The 24,531-nt window shown below is 61.6% G+C and carries 32 protein-coding genes and 1 pseudogene; 17 read left to right on the forward strand and 16 right to left on the reverse strand.

The annotated features are described in order from the left end of the window. Window positions 1-124: 124 nt before the first annotated feature. Window positions 125-487 carry a response regulator gene (locus DES41_RS31635; RefSeq protein WP_114471601.1) on the reverse strand — a complete coding sequence of 121 codons (363 nt, stop codon included), beginning with the start codon at window positions 485-487 and terminating at the stop codon, window positions 125-127. A 223-nt stretch (window positions 488-710) separates the two neighbouring features. Continuing rightward, entirely contained in the window at window positions 711-932 is a 222-nt protein-coding gene (locus tag DES41_RS31640) for a hypothetical protein (RefSeq protein ID WP_114471602.1), read from the reverse strand. Between the two features lie 443 nt (window positions 933-1,375). Here DES41_RS31640 and DES41_RS31645 point away from each other — a divergent pair, with 443 nt between their 5' ends. Together DES41_RS31645 and DES41_RS31650 are read left to right on the forward strand one after the other, a co-directional pair. Next, window positions 1,376-1,849 carry a guanylate cyclase gene (locus DES41_RS31645; RefSeq protein WP_114471603.1) on the forward strand — a complete coding sequence of 158 codons (474 nt, stop codon included), beginning with the start codon at window positions 1,376-1,378 and terminating at the stop codon, window positions 1,847-1,849. A 262-nt stretch (window positions 1,850-2,111) separates the two neighbouring features. Then, on the forward strand, window positions 2,112-2,645 hold the full coding sequence (locus DES41_RS31650; RefSeq protein ID WP_114471604.1) for an ankyrin repeat domain-containing protein: 534 nt from the start codon (window positions 2,112-2,114) through the stop codon (window positions 2,643-2,645). 101 nt (window positions 2,646-2,746) lie between these two features. Here DES41_RS31650 and DES41_RS31655 read toward each other — a convergent pair whose 3' ends face one another. Both DES41_RS31655 and DES41_RS38110 read right to left on the reverse strand, forming a co-directional pair. Then, entirely contained in the window at window positions 2,747-2,968 is a 222-nt protein-coding gene (locus DES41_RS31655) for a hypothetical protein (RefSeq protein ID WP_147283012.1), read from the reverse strand. A gap of 638 nt (window positions 2,969-3,606) precedes the next feature. Beyond that, window positions 3,607-4,392, reverse strand: a complete 786-nt coding sequence (locus tag DES41_RS38110; RefSeq protein WP_147283013.1) for a hypothetical protein — start codon at window positions 4,390-4,392, stop codon at window positions 3,607-3,609. A 142-nt stretch (window positions 4,393-4,534) separates the two neighbouring features. On the opposite strand from DES41_RS38110, the gene DES41_RS31665 reads away from it, so the two are divergent. From DES41_RS31665 to DES41_RS39665, 10 genes are all read left to right on the forward strand, one after another. Further along, a complete protein-coding gene (locus tag DES41_RS31665) occupies window positions 4,535-4,837 on the forward strand; it encodes a hypothetical protein (RefSeq protein WP_114471607.1) in 303 nt (100 codons plus the stop codon). A 179-nt stretch (window positions 4,838-5,016) separates the two neighbouring features. Then, a complete protein-coding gene (locus tag DES41_RS31670; protein WP_114471608.1) occupies window positions 5,017-5,280 on the forward strand; it encodes a hypothetical protein in 264 nt (87 codons plus the stop codon). 8 nt (window positions 5,281-5,288) lie between these two features. Beyond that, a complete protein-coding gene (locus tag DES41_RS31675; RefSeq protein ID WP_114471609.1) occupies window positions 5,289-5,486 on the forward strand; it encodes a hypothetical protein in 198 nt (65 codons plus the stop codon). Between the two features lie 255 nt (window positions 5,487-5,741). Beyond that, window positions 5,742-6,233: a MarR family winged helix-turn-helix transcriptional regulator gene (locus tag DES41_RS31680; RefSeq protein ID WP_114471610.1), complete on the forward strand. Its 492-nt coding sequence runs from the start codon at window positions 5,742-5,744 to the stop codon at window positions 6,231-6,233. A 308-nt stretch (window positions 6,234-6,541) separates the two neighbouring features. Then, a complete protein-coding gene (locus DES41_RS31685) occupies window positions 6,542-7,105 on the forward strand; it encodes an AP2 domain-containing protein (protein ID WP_114471611.1) in 564 nt (187 codons plus the stop codon). Window positions 7,106-7,436: 331 nt separating this feature from the next. Beyond that, entirely contained in the window at window positions 7,437-7,928 is a 492-nt protein-coding gene (locus DES41_RS31690) for a hypothetical protein (protein WP_147283014.1), read from the forward strand. Further along, complete coding sequence (locus DES41_RS31695) at window positions 7,925-8,230, forward strand: hypothetical protein (protein ID WP_114471613.1); 306 nt, start codon at window positions 7,925-7,927, stop codon at window positions 8,228-8,230. The genes DES41_RS31690 and DES41_RS31695 overlap by 4 nt, the downstream gene beginning before the upstream one ends. A gap of 145 nt (window positions 8,231-8,375) precedes the next feature. Further along, window positions 8,376-8,576, forward strand: coding sequence for a hypothetical protein (locus tag DES41_RS31700; RefSeq protein WP_114471614.1), 201 nt, complete (start codon window positions 8,376-8,378; stop codon window positions 8,574-8,576). Next, window positions 8,545-8,757 (forward strand): hypothetical protein, encoded by a 213-nt coding sequence (locus tag DES41_RS31705; RefSeq protein WP_147283015.1) that lies wholly within the window; start codon window positions 8,545-8,547, stop codon window positions 8,755-8,757. The genes DES41_RS31700 and DES41_RS31705 overlap by 32 nt, the downstream gene beginning before the upstream one ends. Further along, complete coding sequence (locus DES41_RS39665; RefSeq protein ID WP_281277249.1) at window positions 8,750-8,875, forward strand: hypothetical protein; 126 nt, start codon at window positions 8,750-8,752, stop codon at window positions 8,873-8,875. Before DES41_RS31705 ends, DES41_RS39665 begins: the two co-directional genes overlap by 8 nt. A gap of 180 nt (window positions 8,876-9,055) precedes the next feature. Here DES41_RS39665 and DES41_RS31710 read toward each other — a convergent pair whose 3' ends face one another. The 4 genes and pseudogenes from DES41_RS31710 to DES41_RS31725 form a co-directional block, all read right to left on the reverse strand. After that, a complete protein-coding gene (locus DES41_RS31710) occupies window positions 9,056-9,349 on the reverse strand; it encodes a type II toxin-antitoxin system RelE/ParE family toxin (protein ID WP_114471616.1) in 294 nt (97 codons plus the stop codon). Window positions 9,350-9,352: 3 nt separating this feature from the next. Continuing rightward, complete coding sequence (locus tag DES41_RS31715; RefSeq protein ID WP_114471617.1) at window positions 9,353-9,811, reverse strand: hypothetical protein; 459 nt, start codon at window positions 9,809-9,811, stop codon at window positions 9,353-9,355. 223 nt (window positions 9,812-10,034) lie between these two features. Then, window positions 10,035-11,069, reverse strand: a complete 1,035-nt coding sequence (locus DES41_RS31720) for a UPF0149 family protein (protein ID WP_147283019.1) — start codon at window positions 11,067-11,069, stop codon at window positions 10,035-10,037. Window positions 11,070-11,218: 149 nt separating this feature from the next. Further along, window positions 11,219-11,809 (reverse strand): annotated as a pseudogene (locus DES41_RS31725) (DUF1016 N-terminal domain-containing protein); the annotation flags it as partial. Between the two features lie 64 nt (window positions 11,810-11,873). Here DES41_RS31725 and DES41_RS38115 point away from each other — a divergent pair. Further along, on the forward strand, window positions 11,874-12,152 hold the full coding sequence (locus DES41_RS38115; protein WP_147283016.1) for a hypothetical protein: 279 nt from the start codon (window positions 11,874-11,876) through the stop codon (window positions 12,150-12,152). Then, the gene (locus DES41_RS39670) at window positions 12,040-12,510 is read left to right on the forward strand and encodes a DUF6283 family protein (RefSeq protein WP_281277250.1); all 471 of its coding nucleotides are present in this window, start codon (window positions 12,040-12,042) and stop codon (window positions 12,508-12,510) included. Before DES41_RS38115 ends, DES41_RS39670 begins: the two co-directional genes overlap by 113 nt. Window positions 12,511-12,581: 71 nt before the next feature. On the opposite strand, the gene DES41_RS31735 is transcribed toward DES41_RS39670, so the two are convergent. From DES41_RS31735 to DES41_RS31745, 3 genes are all read right to left on the reverse strand, one after another. Further along, window positions 12,582-12,905, reverse strand: a complete 324-nt coding sequence (locus tag DES41_RS31735) for a hypothetical protein (protein ID WP_245965954.1) — start codon at window positions 12,903-12,905, stop codon at window positions 12,582-12,584. 146 nt (window positions 12,906-13,051) lie between these two features. After that, window positions 13,052-13,714, reverse strand: a complete 663-nt coding sequence (locus DES41_RS31740; protein WP_114471620.1) for a YkgJ family cysteine cluster protein — start codon at window positions 13,712-13,714, stop codon at window positions 13,052-13,054. Beyond that, on the reverse strand, window positions 13,714-14,184 hold the full coding sequence (locus DES41_RS31745; RefSeq protein ID WP_114471621.1) for a hypothetical protein: 471 nt from the start codon (window positions 14,182-14,184) through the stop codon (window positions 13,714-13,716). Before DES41_RS31745 ends, DES41_RS31740 begins: the two co-directional genes overlap by 1 nt. Window positions 14,185-14,451: 267 nt before the next feature. Here DES41_RS31745 and DES41_RS31750 point away from each other — a divergent pair, with 267 nt between their 5' ends. Beyond that, window positions 14,452-15,624 (forward strand): ATP-binding protein, encoded by a 1,173-nt coding sequence (locus tag DES41_RS31750; protein WP_245965955.1) that lies wholly within the window; start codon window positions 14,452-14,454, stop codon window positions 15,622-15,624. Between the two features lie 822 nt (window positions 15,625-16,446). On the opposite strand, the gene DES41_RS31755 is transcribed toward DES41_RS31750, so the two are convergent. The 5 genes from DES41_RS31755 to DES41_RS31775 all read right to left on the reverse strand — a co-directional run bounded on the left by DES41_RS31755 (window position 16,447) and on the right by DES41_RS31775 (window position 20,989). Continuing rightward, the gene (locus tag DES41_RS31755) at window positions 16,447-17,535 is read right to left on the reverse strand and encodes a hypothetical protein (protein WP_114471623.1); all 1,089 of its coding nucleotides are present in this window, start codon (window positions 17,533-17,535) and stop codon (window positions 16,447-16,449) included. Between the two features lie 283 nt (window positions 17,536-17,818). Continuing rightward, complete coding sequence (locus DES41_RS31760) at window positions 17,819-18,115, reverse strand: type II toxin-antitoxin system RelE/ParE family toxin (RefSeq protein ID WP_114471624.1); 297 nt, start codon at window positions 18,113-18,115, stop codon at window positions 17,819-17,821. Beyond that, the gene (locus DES41_RS31765) at window positions 18,103-18,375 is read right to left on the reverse strand and encodes a CopG family ribbon-helix-helix protein (protein ID WP_114471625.1); all 273 of its coding nucleotides are present in this window, start codon (window positions 18,373-18,375) and stop codon (window positions 18,103-18,105) included. The genes DES41_RS31760 and DES41_RS31765 overlap by 13 nt, the downstream gene beginning before the upstream one ends. Window positions 18,376-18,503: 128 nt before the next feature. Continuing rightward, window positions 18,504-19,526, reverse strand: coding sequence for a tyrosine-type recombinase/integrase (locus tag DES41_RS31770; RefSeq protein ID WP_114471626.1), 1,023 nt, complete (start codon window positions 19,524-19,526; stop codon window positions 18,504-18,506). A gap of 164 nt (window positions 19,527-19,690) precedes the next feature. Next, the gene (locus tag DES41_RS31775; protein ID WP_170168349.1) at window positions 19,691-20,989 is read right to left on the reverse strand and encodes a replication initiation protein; all 1,299 of its coding nucleotides are present in this window, start codon (window positions 20,987-20,989) and stop codon (window positions 19,691-19,693) included. Window positions 20,990-21,718: 729 nt separating this feature from the next. Here DES41_RS31775 and DES41_RS31780 point away from each other — a divergent pair. Beyond that, window positions 21,719-22,948: an AAA family ATPase gene (locus DES41_RS31780; RefSeq protein WP_211333126.1), complete on the forward strand. Its 1,230-nt coding sequence runs from the start codon at window positions 21,719-21,721 to the stop codon at window positions 22,946-22,948. After that, the gene (locus DES41_RS31785; RefSeq protein ID WP_114471628.1) at window positions 22,945-24,069 is read left to right on the forward strand and encodes a ParB/RepB/Spo0J family partition protein; all 1,125 of its coding nucleotides are present in this window, start codon (window positions 22,945-22,947) and stop codon (window positions 24,067-24,069) included. The genes DES41_RS31780 and DES41_RS31785 overlap by 4 nt, the downstream gene beginning before the upstream one ends. Window positions 24,070-24,531 lie beyond the last annotated feature (462 nt).

The following is a 24,531-nucleotide window of genomic DNA, read 5'->3' on the forward strand; positions in this document are numbered from 1 at the left end:
CGAGGCGCGCGCCTGGTGCTCACGCGCTTCACGATTTTCAACCAGAGCGACCGCGAACGTCTGGTGTTTCGCGCTGCACATCAGCCCGCATAGCAACGCAGCGGTCCTGGGAAAATCGAAACAGTCAAGCCTTGCTGACCAGCGCGTCCAATAACGCGTCGAGTTCGGTCAATTTGTCGAAGACGTTATCGACTTTCAGCGCTCTGCAACACTCACAGACTTCCGAGGTCGCATGGTTGGTCACGACATACAGGCGTTGAGAACTGTCCCGCTCGCTGAAGGCTCGTGCAACGCCGATGCCCGAGCCAATCCGCAGCTGCAGATCCACGACAGCAACGTCCCATTCGATGCGAGCCATGGCTTCGATGGCCGCCTCTTCGGTCTCGGCAATCCCGACGATCTGTGCGCCGGCGACTTCCTCAAGCATTGCCGTCATCTGCCGCCGGATCAGCGGGTCGTCTTCTACGAGAAATGTGCGGTACGGCATGCAGCCTGTCCAGGCGCGATGGGGGAAGTTCTACGGATCGAAACTCTCTGCAGGTGGGCGTCACGCGGGTCGCTGTCCCGTGTCGTCCTTGTTCCAGTCGAGTGACTATGGCACCGCGCACGCCGGCCGATGCTGTCGGCCCTTCTTCGTCAGGGTGCTTTCGACGCTGCAGTTGTCTTTGCGAACGAGTGGCATAGCATTTCCGCGAAGCGGGGCGCCGAGATCAGATTGGCTGCTCCTCCACCCGTATGCCGTCAATGCTGAAGCCAAAGTCCTTGAGCTTTCGAAGCTGGGACCGATGACGCGCGCCTCCACGACGCGGGCGAACGGCGAGCGATGAAACTTGAACGAGTAGCGCCGCCGCAAACTCTTCCAGCGTGGGCATGCGCTCCTGCGCGATCTCTGCCTCAAGCTGCAGACCGTCGGTGTGGACAGCCGTTGCCACCCACCGCTCCACCTGAGGGGATGTCACGCCCAAGCAGAGGCCTGCTTGAACTCGGCCTGGAGAGTCACCTCGGGCGATTGAACGTCGGGCTCCGGTAGCTTGGAAGTGACAGGCTGCAGATCACGGCCAGCTTGGACAATGCTGCCGAGCGTTTGTGAACTGCGGGCGTCTATGCCGGGTACGGCTCCGTCCCCTGCAGCCGGTTGAACTTTGAATGGCCAGTCGCGCATATAAGCCCCCTGTTCCCCTCTCAATGCGATTCAGGCTGCAGGGCAGCCAGCGTGAACGACCGTGTAGAAGCGTTGTTTTGGGCCGTAGAGCTGAGCATACAGGGCTGCCGCGACAGACGCCTACACTCTCGCATCTTCCGTTGAAGCGCCAAGGGCGACAGATTCTTCCGTTGGGAAGACTGCAATGTGGAAGCGGCTTCAAGGGAGAAGGTGATGTATGGCTTCTTGAAGGAGCTCGAGAACGTCTTGGGCAAGCAGGGGGTGGACGAAGCGCTCGGCATGCTCAACCGGCGCGTCGAGTGCAGGTTCACAGCGATTTTTGAGCTGCTGGATGACCGGCTGTTCAACAAGCACTTCTACGACAGGCTCGGCCAGCCGCGTGCCGCGTTTCTGGAGTCGGTCCCTTGGGTCGATAGCTTTTGCCAGATTGCGGTGCGCGAGGGCAAGCTTTCCTCTCCTGACACCGCAGCGGATGACCGGCTGGATTACAGCCCATATCAGGGCATCGTCACCTCCTACCATGCCGTGCCGATCATGGACGAGGCGCTGCAGCGGGTCTGGGGCACCCTGTGTCACTTTGACGTCGTGCAGACAGACCTGACGGACCCCCAGTTCCAGGAGCTGCGCATGTCAGCGTATCTGCTGCTTCCATACCTGCGAGCCGAGGCTCGTCGCAGCGACGGCTGAAAGTCTGCAGGCCGTTGCTTGTCGGTGCAGGTGCAGGAGTTGCGCTGCCAGCAGCTGATGGTCCCCCTTGCCGCGGGCTGGCCGGTATTCCGCGAGCGGTCCGCACGTACTCGGCGATGTGATGCTGCGTGCCGTAGAAGCCGGTGCGTGGTGGGCGCAAAACAGCACACTAGCGCTTGTCCGACACGCTCCTGCCTGGTCCGTGGGCACAATTTCGTCCGCAGAACACGGATGTTGAAGTCGCTCATTTCACGGAACCACGATGTCGGAAACCAGCCCGAGCTCTGACGCTGCAAAGCAAGAATTCATTGCCTTCGCTCAGGAGGTGTTTCAGCTGGCCAGGACGGGCGATGCGAAGATGCTTGCCAGCTTGCTTCAGAAGGGTTTGCCGCCCGACATGAGCAACCATAAGGGCGACACCTTGCTGATGCTGGCGGCTTACCACGGGCACCTTGAAGCGACCAAGGTCCTGTTGGAGGCCGGTGCCAAACCGGACCGCTACAACGACATGGCCCAGACTCCTCTTGGTGCTTGCGTCTACAAGGGCTATCTTCCGATCGTCCAAGCTTTGCTGTCTCACGGTGCCGATCCGACTCTTGCGCCGCCAGGGGGCAAGACGCCGTTGATGTTCGCCGCGATGTTCAATCGTGTTGAGATCCTGGACCTGCTTCTGGCACAGCATGTCGATGTTGCTGTGAAGAGCACCGAAGGACTCACCGCGCTGGAGCTCGCTCGGCAGATGGGGGCCTGCGATACCGCTGCTGTGCTGCAGGCCCGGCTCACGGAGGCCGGTTAGCGCGGTCTCCCGAGCTTGACGCTGGACCGCCTACCGCGCAAAGCGCTGCTACCGTTGGCGGCCAAGGCTGGCCATCGACGCGTATCAGTCATGTTGGTCGTCTAAGGCAAGGGCTTGCCCTGCGCATGGTGTGCGATGGCCACTCGCCCTTTGCCGGTGATCGCGCGGATGTCTGCCGCAGAGTCCCGCCCCGGAACGTCAGATGCCACGATGCTGGCTTCGATCAGCCCTGCGGCCTTCAACACGCGGACGCACTGCAAAGCACGCTCATCCGTTACACGGAACGGAAGTTGCACGTACTCGATCGACAGGAGGTAGTCCATGGGCATGGCTGCGATTTTGCGCGAGCGGTGCGATCGAGCTTTGCCAGGATATCCCTTGTCTTGGGAGCCGCTCCGTCGAGCGATTGTTCGACGCCGCGTCCCCCGGAACTGATTCTGGGAGCACGAGACAATCGAAGATGTCGTCACCACCATCATTCTGATGTTGGAAGAGGCACGGGACGGCTTAGAGGAGGCGTCTCGCAAACGTTGAGGAACCTTGAAAGCGGCGACTGCGCGCAGCGCGGAATGCAGCGCCTACTCGGCGTGGGGTTGGTCGAAAAGCCGCGGGTCACCGCCGGCGAAACGGCGTCGATGCCCTCCTCTTCGATTGCGACGTTCAACGGCACTCCGGGCGAGCGCCCCTGCTATGAGATGACCAGATGCGACATAGTCGCTGCTGAACTTAGGCCACCGCAGATGCTGAAGTCCTGCGGCACACCCGGACCGAACTAGTAGCGGGCCCACAGGTTGAAGTTGTGGCGCGGCGCGATGAAGGTGCAGAGCTGCGCCTTCTCGTCGTCCGTGCCCTCCAGCGTGTTGATCCACCGAATCCTGACCCACAGGAAATGAACACTGACCCGACTCAGTGAACGGTTTACGGCTAGGAATGGCTTTGCATATGATCTGGCCGTTCCGGACTAGCGTTTTCCTTGGCCAAAGCCCAAGTCCTGTGCGGAAAGCCCGTACTGCCGGATTGCGCCCTTGATCCACTCCAGCGCCTGTGCAGACTCATGTTCGCGCACAACCTGTGCCTTGCGCTTGAGCTCCTCAATCTGGGCGATGAGCTTGGGGTACACCGGCCATTCGTAGGCTTCAAAGCCGACCGTAGCTGGCAGGTGCTGCACGGAAGGCGCGTGGTCATGCGGCGCCTTGGTGTTCAACTCCTGACGCCTTGGTGAGGTGCTTCGCGATGCGATGGCCACGCGACTCGTCACGCTCTTCTCGACAGGTTGTGGCTTCAAGGCCACCGGGGCCGTGGCGCGCCGTCGCGTCTTGCGCGGCTTGGGCGGTACCGGTACCGACACCTGATCGGCCGCGGGAGCGGTGGCGGGCTCGTTTGCGAGCACCGTTGGCTCAGCGATGCCCGCCGGCGCCTCAACCGGTTGGACGTCGGTCGACTTGGCTTCTAGAGGTGCTGCGTCTAGCGGAATGACCTTCGGTTCGGTCACCGCCGCTGTGTCTGTGGTCGTGGCTGCGGGTTCCGCAGCGACGAGATGAATCCGGGCCGGCCTCCCGGCCGCCGCGGTCAGCGCGTCAGGAGAGGCGGTTGCGACGTGCTCGGCAGCATTCGTTGACGCCCGGCGGTGCCGGACCGTCACGACGGTCGCTGCTGCGGTCTGTGGTGGTTGCGCAATCGGCTCAAACAATGCTTCAGCTGCGAGCCGCGCTTCGCGCTGCTTCTTCAATTTCTCGGTTTCGATCATGGTTCTGCTGGCTGCGGACCTCACGTGATATGGCCAGCTGGTCCGACTGCTTTCCCTGGCAAACCGAAATCGTATCGCCTTCTAGGCGAGGGGACCCAGGGCCCGCCTGTCCTCCATCGGTTTCGCGCGCGAGAATCGACACATGGCCTCGATCACGGTGACCCTGAACACGGAGGAGCTCGACACCCAGATCGAGCTCTGGCGCGCGACCGTAGACATGAAGATCCCCATCTCCGATCACCTCAAGCTGCACTTCATCGCCAAGCGACGGGAGATCCTGACCGGGCTGCTGGAAACAGGCAGGCACTACGACGCTTTGCTTGCCCTGATGGAGCCTGTAGAGGCGGACAAAGAACGCTTCGCCGAAACTCGCCGCAAGGTCCAAGAGTTCCGACGCTGGGCCGCTGACGGCCTGCATGACCTGAACGAGTTGGCCAAGAGCTGATTGCAAAGGGTCATCCAGCGCCAGCTCGGGCGGACACGGTCGGCCGCGCTGCGCTCTGCCATGGTGTCCCTTTCCGGGCAACATCGAGCCTTTCTGAGGCTGGCTGGTGAGCACGACGACAATGTGTCGCCTGCTCAAGCTTGAAAGCGGAGCCGGCATCCTGCACTCGAGGCCTGCCCATGCAAGAAGTCGAAACCCTGTCGTCGGTCCTGTGGTGGACGCTCCCGCTCGCCTTGCTTTGCGCGGCGGGATGCTTCGTCAAGGGCCTGGAACACGCTTGGAGCCGTGCCGCACTGCACCGTACCCGCAGCGTGAGCTTTCGGGATCGGCAGCTTGCGGAATTCCTTGCACAAGTGAAGCCGCCCCCCTACGGGCTGTACGCGGTCTGCTGGCTCGCCGCCGTCGTGCTGTTGGTGGTGGCGGCTTTCATGCTCCGCCAGTGAGTTCGACGATGGACATTGACCTCGACACCGCCTTGCAGGCTGCCGTCAACATCCTGCGCGACGCCGCGGAATCGGGCTGCATGCCTTCTGGCGAGCCGCTGCCTGGCCGTGCGGCCGAACTGCATCGTGAGGCCGCTCGGCATCTTGACGAGTTGCGGCGTGAGATCGCCGTGCTGGCCCAGCTGCGGCAAACGCCGCGCGACTGATCAGCGGCGGCGTCGATGGTGGTCGATGGAGGCGCGCTGATTGGTCGCCTCGTACGGCCGGCGCTAGACACGCTTCTTCAAGAGTGCAGATGGCCGTTCCCGCCAGGCCCTGCCCTGTTCACGCTGCGGAGACCGACGCGTCCTGTTTGCCTGTTCCCTGCCCAACCAAACGGCGCGGCGTTGCGCCGACGGGCACGTCGCCGTCTCAGCAGCAGCAAGTCGCTACAGTTCGGCGCGAAATCGTATGGCGGAACCATGAAGCTGGATCAGAAGTATCTTGCGCTACTTGAGGAGGCGCAGCGTCGAAGGGTGTCCGATGTGGAGAGCATTCGACTGTGTTTTCAGACGCTCTCGCTCGCAGCGAGCATCGACCGCGGCTGCGCTGCATTGCTCGAGCCGCATGGCCTATCCGAGGGGCGCTTCGTCCTGCTGGCTTTGCTCGACGCCTCAACGTATGGAGTGGCACCCAAGGCGCTGGCAGAGCAGGCAGGCGTGACGCGTGGAACCGTTTCGGGACTGCTTGATGGCCTTGAGCGCGAAGAGCTGATCGAACGCAGGGCAGATGCCAACGACCGGCGTGCCCGGCGCGTTCAGCTCACGCCCAAGGGAAGACGCGTCGCCAAGACCGTGGTCGAACAGCATGGCCGCTGGACTGCTGGTCTGTCCGCCAACTTGTCGGCAAGCGAGCGCAGCCAGTTGACTGCGCTGCTGGAGAAGGTCGCTGGAAACCTTGGAAGCGCCACGTGATGATCGGGGTGGTCTGAGGGCTAGCGGCCTTGCTGGTTCCTGTGAGCCCACGGCTGACGACTCCGACGTCGGGCCATCTCCAAGGCGGTGACCCAGCCCGACTTGCTCTTCCACTCGATGCAGAATGGCCCGATGAACCCAGTTCAGCAGATTCCCTTGCGGCCGCACAACGAGCCCCGTGGACGGTTCTGCAACACGGTCCAACGTGAAGCTGCGAAACGTGGAGCGCGAGCGGTCGACGGATTGGAGCTCGGTGCCGCTGTCCACTGCCCATTTGAGGTGGTCGACTTTTCGTGCTGCGCGCGTCCATGACCAAGGTTGTCAAAGCGGCTTTGCCGGAGTTCCCGCCTCCCACCGGCGTGAACGTGCTGCCGCCGCGGCCCGCGCCGCTGCTATCGAAGGACACAACCAACATGCATCTTGCCCGCAGCGGCGGGGCTTGGCTCGTTCGTTATCCCTCATACCACCCATGGGCCGGCAAGTACGAGACCTTCTCGGACAGCGTCTACGGCTCAGCCGAGAAGGCCAAGGAGGTTGCGCGCAATCGACGGGATCAAGCTTTCGCGGAGGCTGGCACCCCGGTGCACCTGCGCATACGCGGCCCGCGAAGCGATGGGCGAACGCAACTTCCGGGTGTCAGCCTCAGCCTGAACCGCGGTGACCCCACGCTGTGGACTTCATGGCGCTGGATGGCTCACTGGGTCACTGATCGGCAGGTACGTCGCAGCTTCGGTATCAAGCTCCATGGATTCGACCGGGCACTTTTCCAGGCGGTGGCGCTCCGCGAAGCGATGACCGGCGTTCTACTAGATGCCGACGCTGTGGAGGCCGCGCGTGCCATGCAGTTCGGCCCACCACCAACGCGAAGCTGACCAGTGCAGCTAGATGCAAGCCTGGGTTCTCCAACCGAACGCAACGCCACGTCCAAAGCCGGTCCAAGAACGCGCAGAAGAGGTCAATTGCAACCATCGAGCTGAAGATGGTTTCGCGATAAAGTTCGCACAGCTTTTTCCGGTTGAAGAGTATCGGGGAGCGTGTTGAGATCGCGCCTGCACGAGCGCGGGCTGAGCGTGCACGTGGACGGACCGCCGGAGCGAGTCGTGAACAGCCTCGTCAGAAGGAGCTGGCCATGGACATCATGCGCACGTTCTGGCGTGTCTCCCCGCTGAACGAGCAGCGTTGGACCACCATCTACTGAACACCATGACCAAGCAAACAGAACGGGTCCTTACCGACGAGGAGATCGTCGATGCCGTCGAGGCGGCCTTCCCTGGCGCCTCTGGCGAGTGGACTGGAAATGACATCGAGCGTGCGCGCGTCATCGAGCACGCTGTGCTCGCAAAGCTCGGTGCCGAGAAGGCTGTCAGTGAAGCTCCCGGGCCGGTTGTTCGGGTGCCGCCAGGCTGGGCCATCATCAAGACCATCAACGGCGTGTCGTTGACCGCCCCCGACGGCACCAAATGGAGCTACGGCCGAGGCATCCCAAGCGATGGGGGCGCAGCCCATCAGATTCGCGAGTTTCTGCTGTCGGTCGCAGCAGCCGCAACACCGGGCGGCCCGGCCGCTCCCGCGTTCGTGTATAGCGGTCAGGCCTGGAATGAGATCGGAATGGTGCTGGAGAACTATGCCTTCGGAACCGCGTTCTACGCGACCGTACCACCGGCGGAGCAGCCCCATGGAAAGGACGCGGCATGAGCGACGGCATTTTTCGACCAACCCACGAGCCAGCTAGGCTGCTTTACGACGCCTTCCAAGCTGAGGCGAAGCTGCGCAAGCAGCGCGAAGTCGGAAACTGGATCGAGAAGGAACGGCTGGCCGTCTGGACGGCAGCGCGCGACTATGCCCAACAGCACGACCGACCGGTCCCGACGCTGGAGCAGATCAAAGCTAAGGAGCAGCTCGCTCTCGGACACACCGACTACGGCGCCAAGTGGGCCTACGGCGTGGCCGAACTGCTGCGCGCAACCCCTTCTGTCAAAGGAAAGGAGGGCGCGTGATGGCGGTCAAGCGACATTGCCCTCGATGCGCAAGGGTGCGTCTGGATAACAGCCCGCGTAGCTACGTTTGGTGGCGGGTCAAAGGGCTTGGCCTGATGTGCTGGGCCTGCTGGGACAAGCTGCGCGCAACCTATGGAGAAACGCCATGAGCAAGAACACCAAGAGCATTCCCATGAAACACGAGGGCTACCTTGTCATTGCCCGCGGCGGCTCGATGTACTTCGGCCTCGATGACCTGGAAGAAGCGATGAAATACTGCGAAGACGGCGCAGAGCCGGTCAAGCTTTTCGCCGAGGAGCCGGAGCTGCGCGCCCATGAAAAAGCGCAGGGTGAGGACGATGCCTGAGCCGGCTTACCTCTACCGCGCAGTGCGCACCATGGGCGGGACGAATATTGTGCAGCGCCAGCGGGTGGACTGGTTTGCCTGGGAGCTGCACGAAGCGGGGTTTTCGACGATCAACGCGGCAGAGGCCCGGGCAGACGAACTCAACAAAATGGCCCAGCCCGCAAAAGGCGCACATGTCTGACCAGGCTCACAGCACGCTGTCGTTGCGCGAGACCCGGTACATGCTCGTTCGGCCAGGAGATGGACCCGGAGACGAGCGGCTGCTTGACGAGACGGCCTACAACGCGGCCGACCTGTAGAGCCGTCGCAGCACGACCAACGATGACCGAGTGGAAACGGCAGAATATTTTTGCTGTGCTGGGGCGTCTGTGGAAAAGTGAACCGACAGAGCGCCTTTGGGTTTGCAAACGATTTAAGAATGCAGCGGCTGCGTTCCACGTAACCTTTGATTGCTCATCGTGCCTCGACGACGTGCGCCGTCAAACACGCTCCTGCGCGGCATGCTTGACTCTCAGCACCTGCACGACTGGCTCGCCACCCGCGTCGATGATCCGATAGTAGGCAAGGTAGTTCTCGTGCAGCACCAGTACGCGAACTCCAGGAGGCACAGCCATATCGAGCGGCCTGCCGAGTTCCGGATGGTCGGAGAGCACCTTGACCCTGCTGCGCAGTTCGGCGCCGAAGCGGCGGGCTTGCAACTTGTCGTCTCGGGCAATGTATCGCCGGATACTGGCCAAGTCCTCGTTGGCCAGTGGGCGCCATTCAACGCGCACGCGTCATGCCTTGCCTGCGACACCGGACTCCGGACCCGCGTCGTCCGGCTCTTCGTCGAACTGCCGAAGGACCTCTTGCGTGGAAAGGCTGGGCCGCGGGTCGTTGATCGCTGCCAGCAAGTCCGCCGCCAGACGCTTTTGATCGGCCGCCGCCTTGTGCGCAGCCCGCATGGTCACCTTCTGCGCCTCACGGTTGGTGACCTCCTTCTGCTCGGGATCCCACTGCGCAAACTCCATCTTGGCCGTGCGAATGCCGATCTCTTTGAGAACCAACATGGCAGAGGTTGGAGACCCAAAGCGACGCGGCTCTGAACTACGCGCTTTGGCCAGCACAACCGGCTCCGACCCCGCGCGCGTGGCGATCTTCATGAAGAAGCCACTGCCTTGCGCTGTTAACGTCACGCCAGTGACGCCCCCAGCACGGACGGTGGCTTTGAACTGGTCGAGGGTCAAGCTTTGCACGATGGCTCCAATTTAGGCGAGATTGTGCGCGCCCTTTAGAAATCCTGCAAACGCTTTTCTAAACTCATGCGCCCACGCAGGGGGCCGAATCCGTAGCATTTAAGCCGCGGCTTCAGGCATTGACGCACTGGTCGCGCCGATCGGCCTTGCCCGGCAGGACTGATGCGGTGCTGGTGAAGGGGCATTGAGAGGCCAAGGCCGCCGGCTATGTGATGTCCAGCTGTCAGTGCAGGTGTGCCGCGGCTCCGCAGCACTTCTTGAACTTGTTTCCACCGCCGCAGGGGCAGGGCTCGTTGCGCCCCACTTTGCGGCCCATGCGTTGTGCATGCTCGCGCTCAGCCACGGCCTGCCTAGGTGGAAGCCAGAACGCGTGGATGTGCGCGAGGCTATCTTCAATCTGCTCAGCCAGCGCCGCACGCTGCGCGGGTGTGCGGGTCAGTTCGTCCTGGTCGGCTGAAAAATCGTCTTCGCCCAACAATCCGATGGGCTGGTACCAGCGCTGGCCGCCCGGGTCGTCCAGCAGCTCCTGCCACGCTGCACGACTCAGCTCGACCGCTTGAATGAAACCGTGCGCCCACGTCTCTGCGTCATCGAGCTCCCCGTCGTCACCGTACCGAGTAGAGGACCAGCAGGGTTCGATGATGGGAGGATTCTGCTCATAGCCTGCCACGATACTGTTGAAGTGGCGCATCAACAGGCCTAGCCAGTGGTTGGCCTCGTCCAGGCTTTCTGCTGGCGGCAACGGGCCCTCTGCCTGCCCCCACACTTTGGGTAACCAGCGGCTGGGCATCACGGTCTGCGGGCCAATCGCCAAGGCGTGCATGAAGCCGTCGAGCATGTCCAGGGTCATGCTCTCTTCGGCATCAAGCCCGAGCAGGAACCCATCGAGATCGTCCAGCTCCTCATTGCTGAGCGGCAGCATCATGTCGCGCACGCCGCTCGGTGACGAAGGAGACTGCGCTCGCGCCTGTGCCAGCTTTTGCAGCAGCGCAGGCTCATCCTGCTCGGCCGCCTGTTGGGCGCTGGTCACAAAGTCGTGAACACCTTCGATCTCGAGCGCTGCCAATGCAGCTTCGAGCGCGGCGGTGTCTGTATCGAAGGATTCATCCCATACGGTGGAGGTGCCCAACTCGTCTTCGACTTCGAGCGTCCAGTTACTTTCGGGGCTGCGGTAGATGTGGATGCGCAGCGTGTGTCCGTCCGCGCTGTGCGTTCGCTCCAGTGGCGAGTGGATGAGGGTGATGTCGTCGTCGTGCATGGGGTTCCGGGTCTACTGTGTCGCGTGTCTCGAGCAGATCAGGTCGGGTGGCGCCGACCCAGTGCATTTCTCGCCCGACCTCAGCACCCCGATCAGCCTACTCAGGGGTGACCCGACTGGTTTGGCGCATGTGACCGCTGCTTGATTCTCTACGGATCGCGTCGACTTTTTCCGAACACGGCTTGGATGCCGAAGCCTGTTGCTGCCACCGCTGCGTGCGATGCCATTCTGAGAATGCGCGGGTGGGGACGTTTGCGCTGGATCCGAACTTCGTCCGGGATATTTCTCCGTTCATGCTCGATGAGCGAGGTCGGATTCGGGTCGTTCCAGCAAGCACACTCGCGTCGACCTCGCCCGATGAGCGCCTGATCTTCGGCGTGCGCCACGGGGTCTTGCTCTACGTCCAGCTCGTACCAGTTGGATTGCGGCTCGCCGCCCAGGAACTCCAGGATGTAGGGGGCACGGATGAAGTCGCGCGGATCAGGTGCAGCCTGCTGTGTGATGAGCGCCGTGGCTTCGGCCTTGACGCCGTCCTTGTCCTGGCTCGAGAGGAGGCGTTGGTAGTACAGCGTGCTGATCTGACGGTCGAGGGCCGCCACACTCCAGGTCTGGCTGACAGCATCGCGCGCATACCACTTCCCGGCATCAGGGTCCTGTACGCGCGTGAGCAGCCGAAAGTGGGTCCAACTCAATTCACGACTTGGCAAGTCGCGAATCTCGGCCTCCTTGATCGTCAGGAAGAACTGCCGGAACGCATTGGGATGACAGCCACATGATGGTCATGCGCTCGATCACAATGAGGCCATGTGCGACGTCCATCTCGTGGAAACCTCTCGACTGACTTGCCAAGTGAAGGCAGGGACAGCGTGCTGCTATTGCGGTGAGAAGATCGCTGGTGAAGGTGTCGTGATCGAAGGTCATCTGGACGACGGATCACCAGGTCTTCACCGGTTCGCGTACCACGAGGACTGTGCATGGGACATGGAACACGACCTCGAAGAGATCGACGAGCATCACGGCTGTTTCAGCTACGGCACCCCGTTCGAGGTCGTCCGCCAAGCAACCGAAAGCCGGCATCGATGACATCCTGGAAGCTCAAGCGCACGGCCCATGCGACAAGTGCCCGTGGCGGGTGGACGTGGATCCGCACGACATTCCGGACGGCTACTGCGAGACCAAGCATCAGGCGCTGGCTGACACCATCGCCGAGCCTGGCGTCCTGCCTGAGCCGGGTGCGCCCCTGCGCGCCATGGCGTGTCACGAAATTGATGATGCGCATTGCGTTGGCTGGGTCAACCACCAACTTGGCGCCGGCAACAACATCGCATTGCGTCTTCGCATGATGTCTTGCTCCAACGTGGACAAGCTTCGGCTGCGCGGGGAGCAGCACCCTTCGTTCGAAGCCACGCTACCGGGCAAGCCGGTCGAATCTGTGCCGTAGCGCTGCCGGCGCAGGCGGCTGGCCGGGGCTTGTGGGCTATGGCCCGCCTCTCGGCAAGAAGCGCGGCAGGCCTATGACCAGGTCAGGAGATCCATGGGGACGGTCACCCCATAGTGCTGCTGCATCGCTTCAACGAAGAGCTGCCAGGACGCTTGATCCGCAGGCTTGTGCGTGCACATCAGGCATTCGCCCTCCCCTGCCAGTTGCGCCGTTGCTGTCCGATGGACATCGATGCCAAAGCGCTTGCTGAAGCGGCCGATGCACGAGCCATCGGGTCCGTTGACCCACACGGTACCGCGCGTCGGGTCGGCGCAGATCTCGTGTGTTGGTTCCGTGTCCATCATGGATTCATTCTGGCAGGTGGCCGTCGCGCCGTCGGTGTGCTTGTTGGTCATTGCCAAGGCATCAAGGAATTGGAACCGATGGGTCGGAACACCTCGCGCATCGATGTCGCCATTCTGGCGGATGGCAAGCGCCAGGTGCGCGTGAGCGCATCACATTTCACTGGCTCTACTCGCGTGCCATGAACGGCACGCCGGAGTCATTGCCGTGTGGTCGAAGGCGGCGCGGTAGGAAAGAACTCCCGGATGTCCGCGAGCGGCGACGCGACCTGGGCCATCAGGTACAGCGTCTTCAACTGATCGCTGTTCGCGTAGGGAACGGGAACAGCCTGGCCCGTAATCAGCTTGCACAGAAGCTCATCGTCGTCCAGGTTGAGCAGCAGCCGACATGCCATGGGGCGCGCCTCATAGATGCTGCAAGCGTCGTCGACCAGGAACGGGCACGGCGAAGGCTCGGTTCGCGCGCTGATGGTCTGCACCTCGGAAATCGCCTGCTGCATGTCCTGCAGCAGACACTGCAGATGGACCGCCTTGTCCGGCTGTGCTGGCTTGACGCCGACGTGGCGGCCGATCGCGGCCGCCTCCACCGCGGAGATGGTCACCGAGATGTGGCAGCAGTGCGCGCAGCCCTTGCGACAGGCTGCGACCTTCTCGATGGGCTTGGCCCATGCCGAAGCCGCACGCTGTAGCCATAGCACCCGCTGCGAGGCAGTCGAGGCCTTCTGTGCAGCTCTCACGAGCTGCTCGGCGTCTCGATTTGGCTGAACCGTCCGGGCTTTGCGGTGCGCGCGCTCCACCGCGATGGGCAGACGCTCCTGCACTTCGTGCGGGAGCTCGGACACATCAACGTCGTCTGCGGTCATCAAAGCGCTGCGGTCGATGCCGGTCGGGCACAGGCCTGGACGCTTCCCAGCCCGGGGCCATCAGCGTTGGCCATCTGTGGGGCCGGCAGGGATGCTGCAAGAAAGCTCGCAGGTGCAAACGCGTCCATCGTGGTGTCGGTCAGCACCCAGAAGACGAGGGGACTACCCACCACCTGGAACGGCTCGCCTTCGTATTGCACCCCAAGCGCGTCATCGGGCACGATGCCATGCGGCACGCGCGGATCGTCGCCCAGCCACATGCGGGCGCGCACATCGATGCGACGGCCGTCCTCGAGCTTGATCCAGCAGTGCGGCACGACTCTGCCGACACCCTCGATGACAAGTCGTCCGGTCATCGGGGTGTGGGAGATGCCATCGCGCTGCAGGAGGTTGGAGATGACGCGCGTCATCCCGTCGCACTCCAGGCGAAGTGCATCGAGGGACGCAAGCCAGCGGGACTCTTCCTGCATGTGGCCATTGTCCCCGAGGCAGCGATGCCGCGATGCCGCGGCTGATGTGCTCGCCAGTGGAGGCGGCCGACGTGCCCCTGCAGGCAGCACCACTCGGAATTGAGGCGGACCATGCGCGAGAACATAGCCGGCGTCGAAGGTTTTGCCGACCACTTGCTACCCCTCCTGCGACAGTCCGGTCGTCGACCAGGCAAGCTGGGACGTTGGCCCTTTACAGCAATTTATTGAAATCAGATAATTATCGGAATTCAATAAAAAGGGATAGAAATGACGTTCCACCGGCCAGAACTAGCAACAGAGATGGCGGAACAGCTACTGCGGCCTAAGGGGTTGAGCAAGAAGGTGCGCTCCGGTCTCTTCCTAGGTGGCCTACGCCGGACCGGCAAGACAACGTTTCTGAGAAGCGACCTGATCCCCGAACTCGAGGCCCAGGGTGCCATCGTGGTCTATGTCGACCTGTGGAGCAATGCCGCTGCCAAGCCGAGCGACCTGCTGCTGGGCGCCGTGCGCAGGACGCTGGCGGACCTGCAGCGTGCCGACTCCAAGGCGGTCCGAATGCTGAAACGTCTCAAGGGGCTGGATCTCGGAGCGGCAGGCTTCAAATTCGGCTTCAGCCTGACCGAACTCGGTAAAGATGAAGGTAACACCCTGGCTGGGGCCTTTTCTGAACTCGTGAACCTGGCCAAAACAGACGTTGTCGTGATCATCGACGAGGTTCAGCACGCATTGGGCTCGGATGACGGAGACAGCATGTTGCTAGCCCTCAAGGCGGCCCGCGATGAAATCAACCTCACGCCGGACACGCCCGGGTATTTCTTGTTTATCGGAACCGGCTCACATCGTGCGCGGGTTCGCGAGCTCACGATCAAGGGCAAGCAGGCCTTCAACGGAGCGATGTCGGAGGATTTTCCGGTGCTGGGGATCGACTTCGTAGTTTGGTTGCTGAAGGAAGCCGATCTCGGTGCACGCACGCCCACCGCAGATACCGCGTTCGAATGCTTCACTCGATTGGGCCGCCGGCCAGAGGAGCTCATGAAGGCGCTGTCCGCGCTGCAGAATGCTCCGAACTTCGTCGATGCGGACCAAGATTTGCGCGCCATCACGGAAGGGGTGCGGCAGTCCGCTGCCGGCGTGGACTTGGCGAGGCTGGATGATTTGGGACCATTGGCCCTTGCCGTCTTTGGCTACGTGTGCGAGCAAGGCGGCCAAGGCGTGAAGAAGCTGTTCTCCGCAGCTACGCTCGAGGAGTATGGTGCCGAGATAGGCCGGCCGGTGGCTCCAGAAGAAGTTCAGAAGGTCGCCAACCTGCTGGTCGATTCCAACATCCTCGCCCGCGATGGGCACGGAATCTACGGCGTCAGTGACCCCTTCGTAGCCGATGCCTATCGCAGCCGATCGGACATGCTTAAAACCCTTGAAGGCCCGGATGCGCGAACGTAGGTCGCCGGATGCCCACGGCGCCGAGCCGTGCCAACCAGTTGCCGCAACGCAGGTCAGCGGCTGCCGCTGTAGATGAAAGCTTCGGAAGGATCTCGCTGCGCTCTTGCCAATCTAACGCTTTTGGCGACGACGGTGGCTGACTTTCGCATCGGCGCCGACATGCGCGGGAACTCCAAATTAGCCACAAAGGCGAACGGACCGCATGCGGTCCGTTGAATGTGGGAAGCCGAGTGGAACAATCGTCCAACGAACCGCATAGGGCAGCACTCTCGACTCGATGAGAATGTAGCCCGCTTAATAGTTCTTGACAAGAGCCCTTGGGTCATAACTCGTGTTAGAGCCGGCTGGGTCGCGCTTTACACGCGGTACCCATGCCCTTGCGACACAGCGCTAGCGCTGACCCTTTCAGGCCTCGGAGGGGAGCCGTGGTTGACGCGGCAGTACGAACAGGCAGGGCTGCTCACCAAAGTAATTTTGCAACCCGGACCGGAGTGAGTGCTAACCGGGGCAGCGATAGCGGCCCAGAACACCAAGCGCCAGGCTGACCAAGACAGCGCCAACGCAGGGAATCGCCGTGCTGAACGAGGGAGCTGTCATCCCCACAGAAGACCAAGCAAGGCTCTTTGAGCCCTACTGGCGCCAGGACAACGAGGCCCATGGGGACCGAGCCTCGGCCTGTTCATCGCGGAGCAGATTGCGAAAGCACATGGCGGGGAGATGAGGGTCGCATCCTCCGAAGACGGCGGGACGATGTTCCTCGCGTTGTTGAGGCGTGACGGCGTCGTGTCCTTCGCTGAGTAAGCTGCGGTTCAGCTTGGCGGCTCAGAAGCCGTAGCGCCGATCGGCCCAGTTGCGAAGCACGCGGTAGTCGTGCTCGGGCAGCACGATCAGGCCACCTTCGGCGGCTTCGAGTACGCGCTCGCCGGCGCCGTCATGCACACGGTTGCCGTGCAGCATGTAGAAGTACCAACCGAACGGGACCCCCACGCGCCGGTCGATCGTCTGCAGCTTGCTGAACAGCCCATACACATCGCCGCTGCGGGCGTTCACTTCGGCCAGCTTCTTGCTGAAGGTCCAAAGCGGCACCACGCTGAGATAGCGCGTGCGTGAGCTCGGATCGGTCCATTCGCTGAACTGGAGCAACCAGTGCTCGCAGAACCTCGCTCCCGATCGGCCGGCGCTGCTTGCGCGCCAGTCTTCGAACAGGCGCCGGGTCCTGCTGCGAAAGCGCTCGAACCCGGGATCGAGGTCGGCATGCGATTGCGTCTTCTTGGACCCATCTCCCATCGTGACCACGTACTCGCGTGCCCGAAGGTTGGCGCGCTGCTGCTCTTCCAGCTGTTCCGCCAGGTCGACGAACTTGGCCACATCGACAACACGGCGCAGCTCGTAGTGCACGCTGATGGGCGCTCGCTCGTCCTCGCCGACGGCCTCACCTTCCGCGACATCGACCAGGTCGCGTAGCGTGCGCGGTTCGTCGAAGTAGCGCCCGCGGAACAGCGCGCAGTGCACGCGGTCGTCGCACAGATCGATGTCGATCTGCAGGAAGTTCGCCTGGTCCTCCCCTCCCCGATCGCAAGCCAGGTGCAAGCGTGTGATGTCGCAGCGACTGAGGCGGTAGCCCTGCTGAGACAGCCGCGCATAGGTCACCTTTGCGTTGCCGTCATCGACGCGCAACTGTACCTCAAGCCATGCTTCATGATCGTCGTGCTCAACCGATCCGTCTGGACGCACAACCTTGCGACGCTGCATGTAGATGCTGCCGTCGCCGCCGCGCGTTGCGCGCAAGGTGGCACCCTCCAGAGCCGGAAAGCGAGCCAGCGTCTGCACAAGCTGCGCATGCCGCAGGTCTGGCCGGCACTTTGCGACCGACTCCTCGAGTCCGGGCAGGATCAAGCTGTATTCGTTCATCGTTCTCTTTTGCCGACTGGGTGTCGAAAAGTCCAGAGTGGTTGGTTCAGGTGGTCCACATCGCGCGCGAAGGCTAGCTACGTTGGCATCAATCTTCGAGCGGAGGGCTTTGTCGTCGACGCGCGAGCCGGGTCCATCTAGGGGCTACCGATGGGGCCTCAGGAGCACGACGCGCGCGCCCCGGCCCAATCGCCATCACCGCACTTGGCGCCGGTTCGCTGAGTGAGCGCTAACCGGGGCGGTGCGTGGAGGCCAATCCCTCGACGTTCAACCTGCACCAGCATCAGTACCCCGCTTCCTTCTGATGTTTGAACGCCAGGACGTACACGGCGCTTTTGGACGCGTCATGCCGGTACAGGGCCACGTAGCCCGAGTCACCGAACTGGATCACAAGTTCACGAAGCAACTCGGGGGTCTGCGGCAGCGGCCGGCCTATGTCAGGGGTGTGCTCCAGCAGTTGGAATTGCTGGGCGATGGTCTGGCCGGCCCGCCTGGCCGCGTCGGGCGCCTTGGCCGCCAGGAATCGCCTACACCGCTCCAAGCCTCCCGCCGCCCCCTCCGTGACGATCACTTGTGGCATTCAGGCGCCGGCCCTTCCTTGTCGGTGCCCCAGGTGCCAAGCCAGGCGCGCGTCTCCTCGACGGTCAGATGCCGGCCGGTGGCCTGGTACTCCTCCCACGAGGCTTGCGCTTCCTGAGCGAAGGCCTCGCGCTGCTCTTCGCGCGTCACGTACTGCTCGATGGCTTCGAGCATGATCCAGTGCGCCGAACGGCGCCGCAGCCCGGCCAGGTGCTGCACGCGGCTTTTCAGCGCGTCATCGATCTTGAGGGACGTCGCCATGGTGGTCCTTATCACTAGGTAATACCTGGTGATACTTTAGCCGTTGAAGTCCTGCCCGTCCATCTACGCAGCCGCTCGCCCTGCGGTTACGCCTGGTCCTGATCCAACACCGCGGCGCCAGCCAGCGCTTAGACAACGTCCCACGCAGCGGAGAACACGACGCGGTGGTACCGGGCTATCTCGGCGACCTCCACCCCGAGCCAGGCGGCCACGACCGCATCTGCCTGGCCTCGCCGCAGCTGGCGAAGTGCGAACGTGTGCCTCAGCCGGAAGGAGCCGCCCTTCTCCAGGGATGGATCGAGGCCTGATCCTCGCATCACGAGCTTGATGGCGTCGTACTGCGCCACGTGGCTTTTCCATGGCTTGCCAGTCCGGGTGGACGGCAGGAGGTGCTGTCCAGGAATGCCCTCATGGATGCGAACCTGAAGCCAGTACTGAAGGAGCTGGCCAGCCCACGGCGCAATCGGTGTCTCGCGTGCACCCCCTGCCCTGCCGGGTGCCACCCGAACCTTCCAAGGAACATCTTTCGTGCGGCCGCCGGCGACAACGACGTCACCGACCTGCGCCGCTCGCACTTCGCCGGGCGTGAGCCCTGCACCCAGCATGAGCGCGACCGCCGTCCTGTTGCGCAGCTCCTGCCAGGTCTGAACCGCAGGGCGTGCTTGCCTTGGACGCGCCGCGGAAAGATAGGTGACAAGCAGAGCCGCATCTCCCGCCGAGAGGTATTGCGGGAGGGGATCTTTGTCGGCTGCATTGGCATACCGCCACCTCTCCTGGTCTTGAAGAACCTGCTCTGCGACGGACTCATATGGACGACTTTCGCTTCTTGCGAGGTGAGCAAGTACTTTCTCGACCAAGTCGAGCAGGCGCCACACATAGCGCGGCGACAGTGCTTCAGATGCGTCGTGCAAGGAAGGCTTCGTCGCGAACTGGCGAACGTCCTCCCGAGTCACGGCGGGCAAGCGAATCGGAGGCTCCTGCCCAACGCACCATCGGCAGAACGTTTGCCACATCTTGCGATAGAGGTCTAAGGATGCAGCAGTCACCTTGTCGCCAGCTGTCTGCTTCGATGTAAGCCAACTGTTAAAGGCCCAGTCGAACTCAGCAAGCAAGCCGGAAGGGGGCAGCGAAGTTTCGAACAGGTCAGCCATAAACGAAGTAACAGCAGGCGAAAATATCAGAAAACAGCAAGCTTACAGGAGGAATACGTCTGGCTGTTACTTCGTTTCTGGGCGCTGCACTGCCGGCTGGGCACGGCCACCGCCCTTCTACCCAGGCATCAGATCTTCCCGAGCGCTGGCCACGCAGCGCCGCCCTACTCTCCCTCCGGACCGAGTTCCGTCGCAATCTCCAGAAGCTGCTCAGCCGTCGGCTTGTCCCAACCCACCCCGAACGTTGCTTCCCCAAAGAATTTCAGCATCTCGTGGCGCACCATAGGATGCTGCCAACCACTTGTACTCAGCCGCTTGATGATCGAGGGGTGAGCATCGCGTCCACGCAAAGCTTCTAGCAACTGGACAACAAGCTCCTGCTGCTGCGGTACTGACAGTTCGGCGATCGCCGAAGCACAACGCTCGTTGGCGCGACGCGTCCACTCCAGCTGCCAGCGAGCCCGCCTCGCAGCTTGCTGATCGCGAGAAACATGCGCAGTTTTCTCCTGCGTTTGCGAATCTGACGTGGGTTCCGCAGTCCGGCCCACCGCGTTCTGCAAAAGCACCTTTAGGTATCGCAGAGGATCTCGAAGCTGCTCAGGGAAAGCACTTGCCACCCTCCGCTCCACGGCGTCCAAAGCAGGTCGTACAGCCGCATCACCGAACTCCGCGAGCAGAGGCTCCAGTGCGTCTTCTCCAATGCCCAGAACATGCGCGCGTTGGACAAGTTCAACGTCAACGGGTTGAGGTGGCCGTCCCAAAGCGAGTGAAGCCTGCTTCTTCACTCCGATGAGAAACTGGATCTCGTCCACGAACCGACCTTGCTTGTGCTCCACAAGCTCGATCTCAAGATCCGTGATCGCGGTGACTTCGGCAATGGCTGGCTTGAGCGTGTCGCGCTTGAATATCCGGTACTCGAGTCGATCAGACTTTTCGCTGGTTGGATTTCCGCTTAGTACTGGATACCACCAGCGCCAGGGCTGACGGGAAGTCCGGCCGACGTTCCGGTAACGAGTGCAGATTTCATAGAGCACGACGCCAGCATGCGTCCGTAGCTGACTGAGCACGTCTAGCCGCAGACGAGCAAAGACCGTCGGGTCTAGTAGCTCCTGCTTCAAGTTGACCGCATAAGACCATTCAACCCAGACCTGCCCGCGCTCCTTGCTGACCTTGGCATGCGCCAACAAACCACTGACGTTCCAAGCAGCTCCTTCACCAACAGTCGGCGACTGCCACTCCACCGTCGTAGACACCATGGCACGCAAGTGCTTCTTTATCAAGCCATGGTCGTTGCTGTCGAAGTCCAGGCCCTTGACGATGCTGTCGAGTGGCGCCTTGAAGACATCATGCTCCAGGCCTTGTTCCTGCGCCTGGTAAAGAAGCACGTTGTAGCTCTTTCGGGCTAGGGTGGTGATTCTGGTCGACTTTGGAACGATGGCCAGCGTGTTGACAGCTTTGCGCACCAGCTGTCCTTCGGCTCCGGCGACCGGACGGCCAACACGCACGCGCTTCGGTGCCGTCGGTTCGCTCGCTGTTCGCACGGGTCCATTAGTCATCGCTGTACTGTAAGCGATACGTGAAATGTCGAACTCACGTCAAAACGGCAAGCGCAACTCCCGAAAACTCTCACGTGAGATTCGCGACTTCGGGCAGTAGACCTAACTTTCGCGGAGAGTTTTCGGGATTTCGCTTGCTAGTCGGACCCAGGTCCAGCTAAAGGAGCCAGCTCAGAACACTGTAGAAGCTTCTTACGAGCAGCAGATGCACCATTCCCGGCCCTTGGAGCCCGCTCGTTTCCTGAAAACCCTCACGTCAAGCGAGCAGCCAGCGGCGCAAGGCCATCCCGAAGACTCTCCACTAGAAGGGGCGCATCTTCGGCAGGCGAAGTCCCGAAACCACTCACGTAGCCCCCTGCGCGGTCGCCGCTGGGACCCGTATCCCTTCACACCTGGTCCTGCTTGATCTCCAAACCGTCCTGATCACTCTCCAGAATCCGCAGTAACGCATTGATTTTAAACAGAAAAAGTCAGCGTAAAGGTATTAAAGGAGTTCAAGGGCTTAGAAAACTCCAAAAGTGGCAGGGAGTTTTGTAAGTCAGCAGAGACAACAACTCCCGCATGTTTGACGCTTTTCGAGAAGACGTGACGAAAACTGTAAAACCCCCGCTAAACTCCGGCTCAGAGGAGTTTCGCATGACATCTACACCGCTTCCCCAGCTCAAACCAATCACTCTGGCTGACATTTCCAACCAGGCGGATAGGGCAATCGCGATGATGGCTCAGATCCGTAGTGCCATGCTCGCGCCGACAGCACGTAAGGTTGCACCGCTCTACAGCTTGTCGCAGCTGGCCGGCATGGTTGGAGTAGAGAAGGGCTCGATCTCCCACCGATTGACCAAAGGAGATCTCCCAGCCGGAAAGCTGAACGCTTCTGGTAGCCGCCGGGAGTTCACCCTCGCTGAAAGCCGGGAGTGGATTCGTGAGTACCGGCGAGACCGGCTTCGACCAGAGGGCTGCGAAGCTGTAACGATTTCGATCGGCAACTTCAAGGGCGGGGTGTCGAAGACAACTACCGCCGTAACGCTTGCCCAGGGCCTTTCTCTACTGGGCTACAAAGTGCTTGTGGTCGACACTGACCCCCAAGGCTCTTTGACCACACTGTTCGGAATTCTTCCTGATACGGAAGTTGAAGAGCACGACACCATTCTTCCGTTGTGCCTCGGGAAAGAAACCTCCATTCGCTATGCGATCCGACCCACGTACTGGGACGGTATCGACCTTGTAGCAGCGGCTCCTCTTCTCTTCGGTGCTGAGTTCGCGCTTCCTGCCCGTCAAACTCAGGAGCCGGGGTTTGAGTTCTGGCGCGTACTGGATCTTGGTATCGACGACGTCCGCGCGGACTATGACGTTGTCATCATCGACACCCCACCAGCGCTGTCGTACACAACGATCAATGCTTTCGTTGCTTCGGACGGGATCATCATGCCCCTGCCCCCGAACGCGTTGGACTTTGCCTCCGCCTCGCAGTTCTGGAACCTGTTCTCGGATCTTGCCGGTGAGCTTTTGACCAGACGGGGAATGGACAAGCAATTCGACTTCATCCACATCTTGCTCGCGCGCGTGGACTCGGCTGATGCAGCCAGTACGGTGATTCGGCAGTGGATTGGGCAGACGTACGCAGAGAAGGTGCTTCCTGTTGAGATCCCTAAGACCGCTGTTACTGGCGTTGCTAGTGCGGAGTTCGGGACTGTCTATGACGTTTCGCGCTACGACGGAAGCGCTCGAACATTCAAGCGCGCTCGAGACGCCTACGACAGTTTTGTCGGCCACATTGAAGGCTCCATCAGGGCTGTTTGGGCCCGCCAGGCAGGGGTGTTGAACGGTTCAACACCTGTTCCCCAAACTAAGGAGACGCGTCGATGAGTAAGAAGCTTGCCGCCAAAGCTAGCCTGATTCAGCTTCCGCCGAGTCTGCCCTCTACGCCGGCAGCCGGACCCGATGCCGCGCGCGCCCTGTCCTCCTCGCAAGCCGACCAAGTGGCGGCCCATGCGGTTGCACCGAAGGCCGATGCAGCATTGCCTTCCCCTGCCGCACCCACAGTGGCGCGCTCAGAGGCTCGAGCCAAGACGGCGCCCGGAACGATGGCTGTTTTCATGGCAACCCAGTCTGCCGCCGTTAGAGAGGCTGATGACTTACGGCAGAAGTTGAAGGACTTCGAGGGTGCACTGGTCGTGCGTGCCCTTGACCCGCGGCGCATCAAACCTTCCAGGTACGCGAACCGTCATGAAGACGCCTTCGCTGATAAGGAGTTCATAGAACTGCGCAACGAGATATCGGCGGCTGGGACGAACGTGCAGCCGATCTGCGTACGCCCTGTCTCGCCTGATTCCGGCGCGGGCTTCGATTTCGAGATCGTGTTCGGCCACCGACGCCACCGAGCTTGCCTCGATCTCGGCTTGCTCGTGCAAGCCCTGATCGTCGAGCTGACAGACGTCAAACTGTTCGAGGCCATGGAGCGGGAGAACCGCGGCAGGAAGAACCTTAGCGCGTGGGAGCAGGGCATGATGTACCGGCAAGCACTCGACCTTGGTTTGTACCCGTCGCAACGCAAGATGTCAGAAGCGCTCGGGGTCGACTTGGCACTGATTTCGAAGGGCGTGGCCCTTGCGCGATTGCCAGAAGCAGTGGTGGCCGCGTTTGGCTCTCCTTTGAATGTGCAGTTCCGATGGGCTCAGCCACTTAGCGAAGCACTACAGCGTGACCCTGACGGACTGGTCGCGCGAGCAAAGGAAATCGCGGCATCAAACGAGCCTATGCTAGGCAAAGCAGTGCTCGACAAACTGCTGATGATGGAGAAGCCGTTGAACGGTTCAACACCTATCGTCGAGCGGCGTGTCGGCAAGGCTGGGCGTGGCGCGCTGCTGCGTAGGAGCGCTGATGGGCAAGTGGTTCTGACCTTCGATCCTGGCGTACTTACCGCGAAGCGAGAGGCTGCGATGATCGCGTGGTTGAGAGACAGTTTCTCCGATGTGGAACAGGAATAGAAGCGAGAGTTGAAGCTGAATAACGATGGGGTGTTGAACGGTTCAACACCCTTTTTTTTGGGCGATCTGTATGTTGTGGTCTGCAGGCTCTACCCCGAGCGATGTGGGGGATCCCCCTTGGGTAGCTACAACGTTTGCGCGCCAAGCGTCGGCTTAGGAAGCGAGGCGAGCAAGGGTGTTGAACGGTTCAACACCCCCCGAAATTTCTGCATAGCTCTGACAAAGAGTCGGACTTGATCCCACAATGCGGCGGGAAAAAACCTGCCGGACTTCAACAATTAGGCGCACTCCCTCTGTCTCCTTGCTCGCCGCGGACGCATTTCGAGTGGGGTGTTGAACCGTTCAACACCCCTCTTGTTGCTGCCCAGTTTCTTGCCAGTGCTTCCACTCTCATTCCAAATCGACACGCATGGATGAACGGCGTTGCCGTGACTAGAGTCGATCGATCGGCGAAGTTGCCCC

Origin of the sequence: Pseudorhodoferax soli (assembly GCF_003337555.1) — a bacterium.
Classification (GTDB): domain Bacteria; phylum Pseudomonadota; class Gammaproteobacteria; order Burkholderiales; family Burkholderiaceae_C; genus Pseudorhodoferax; species Pseudorhodoferax soli.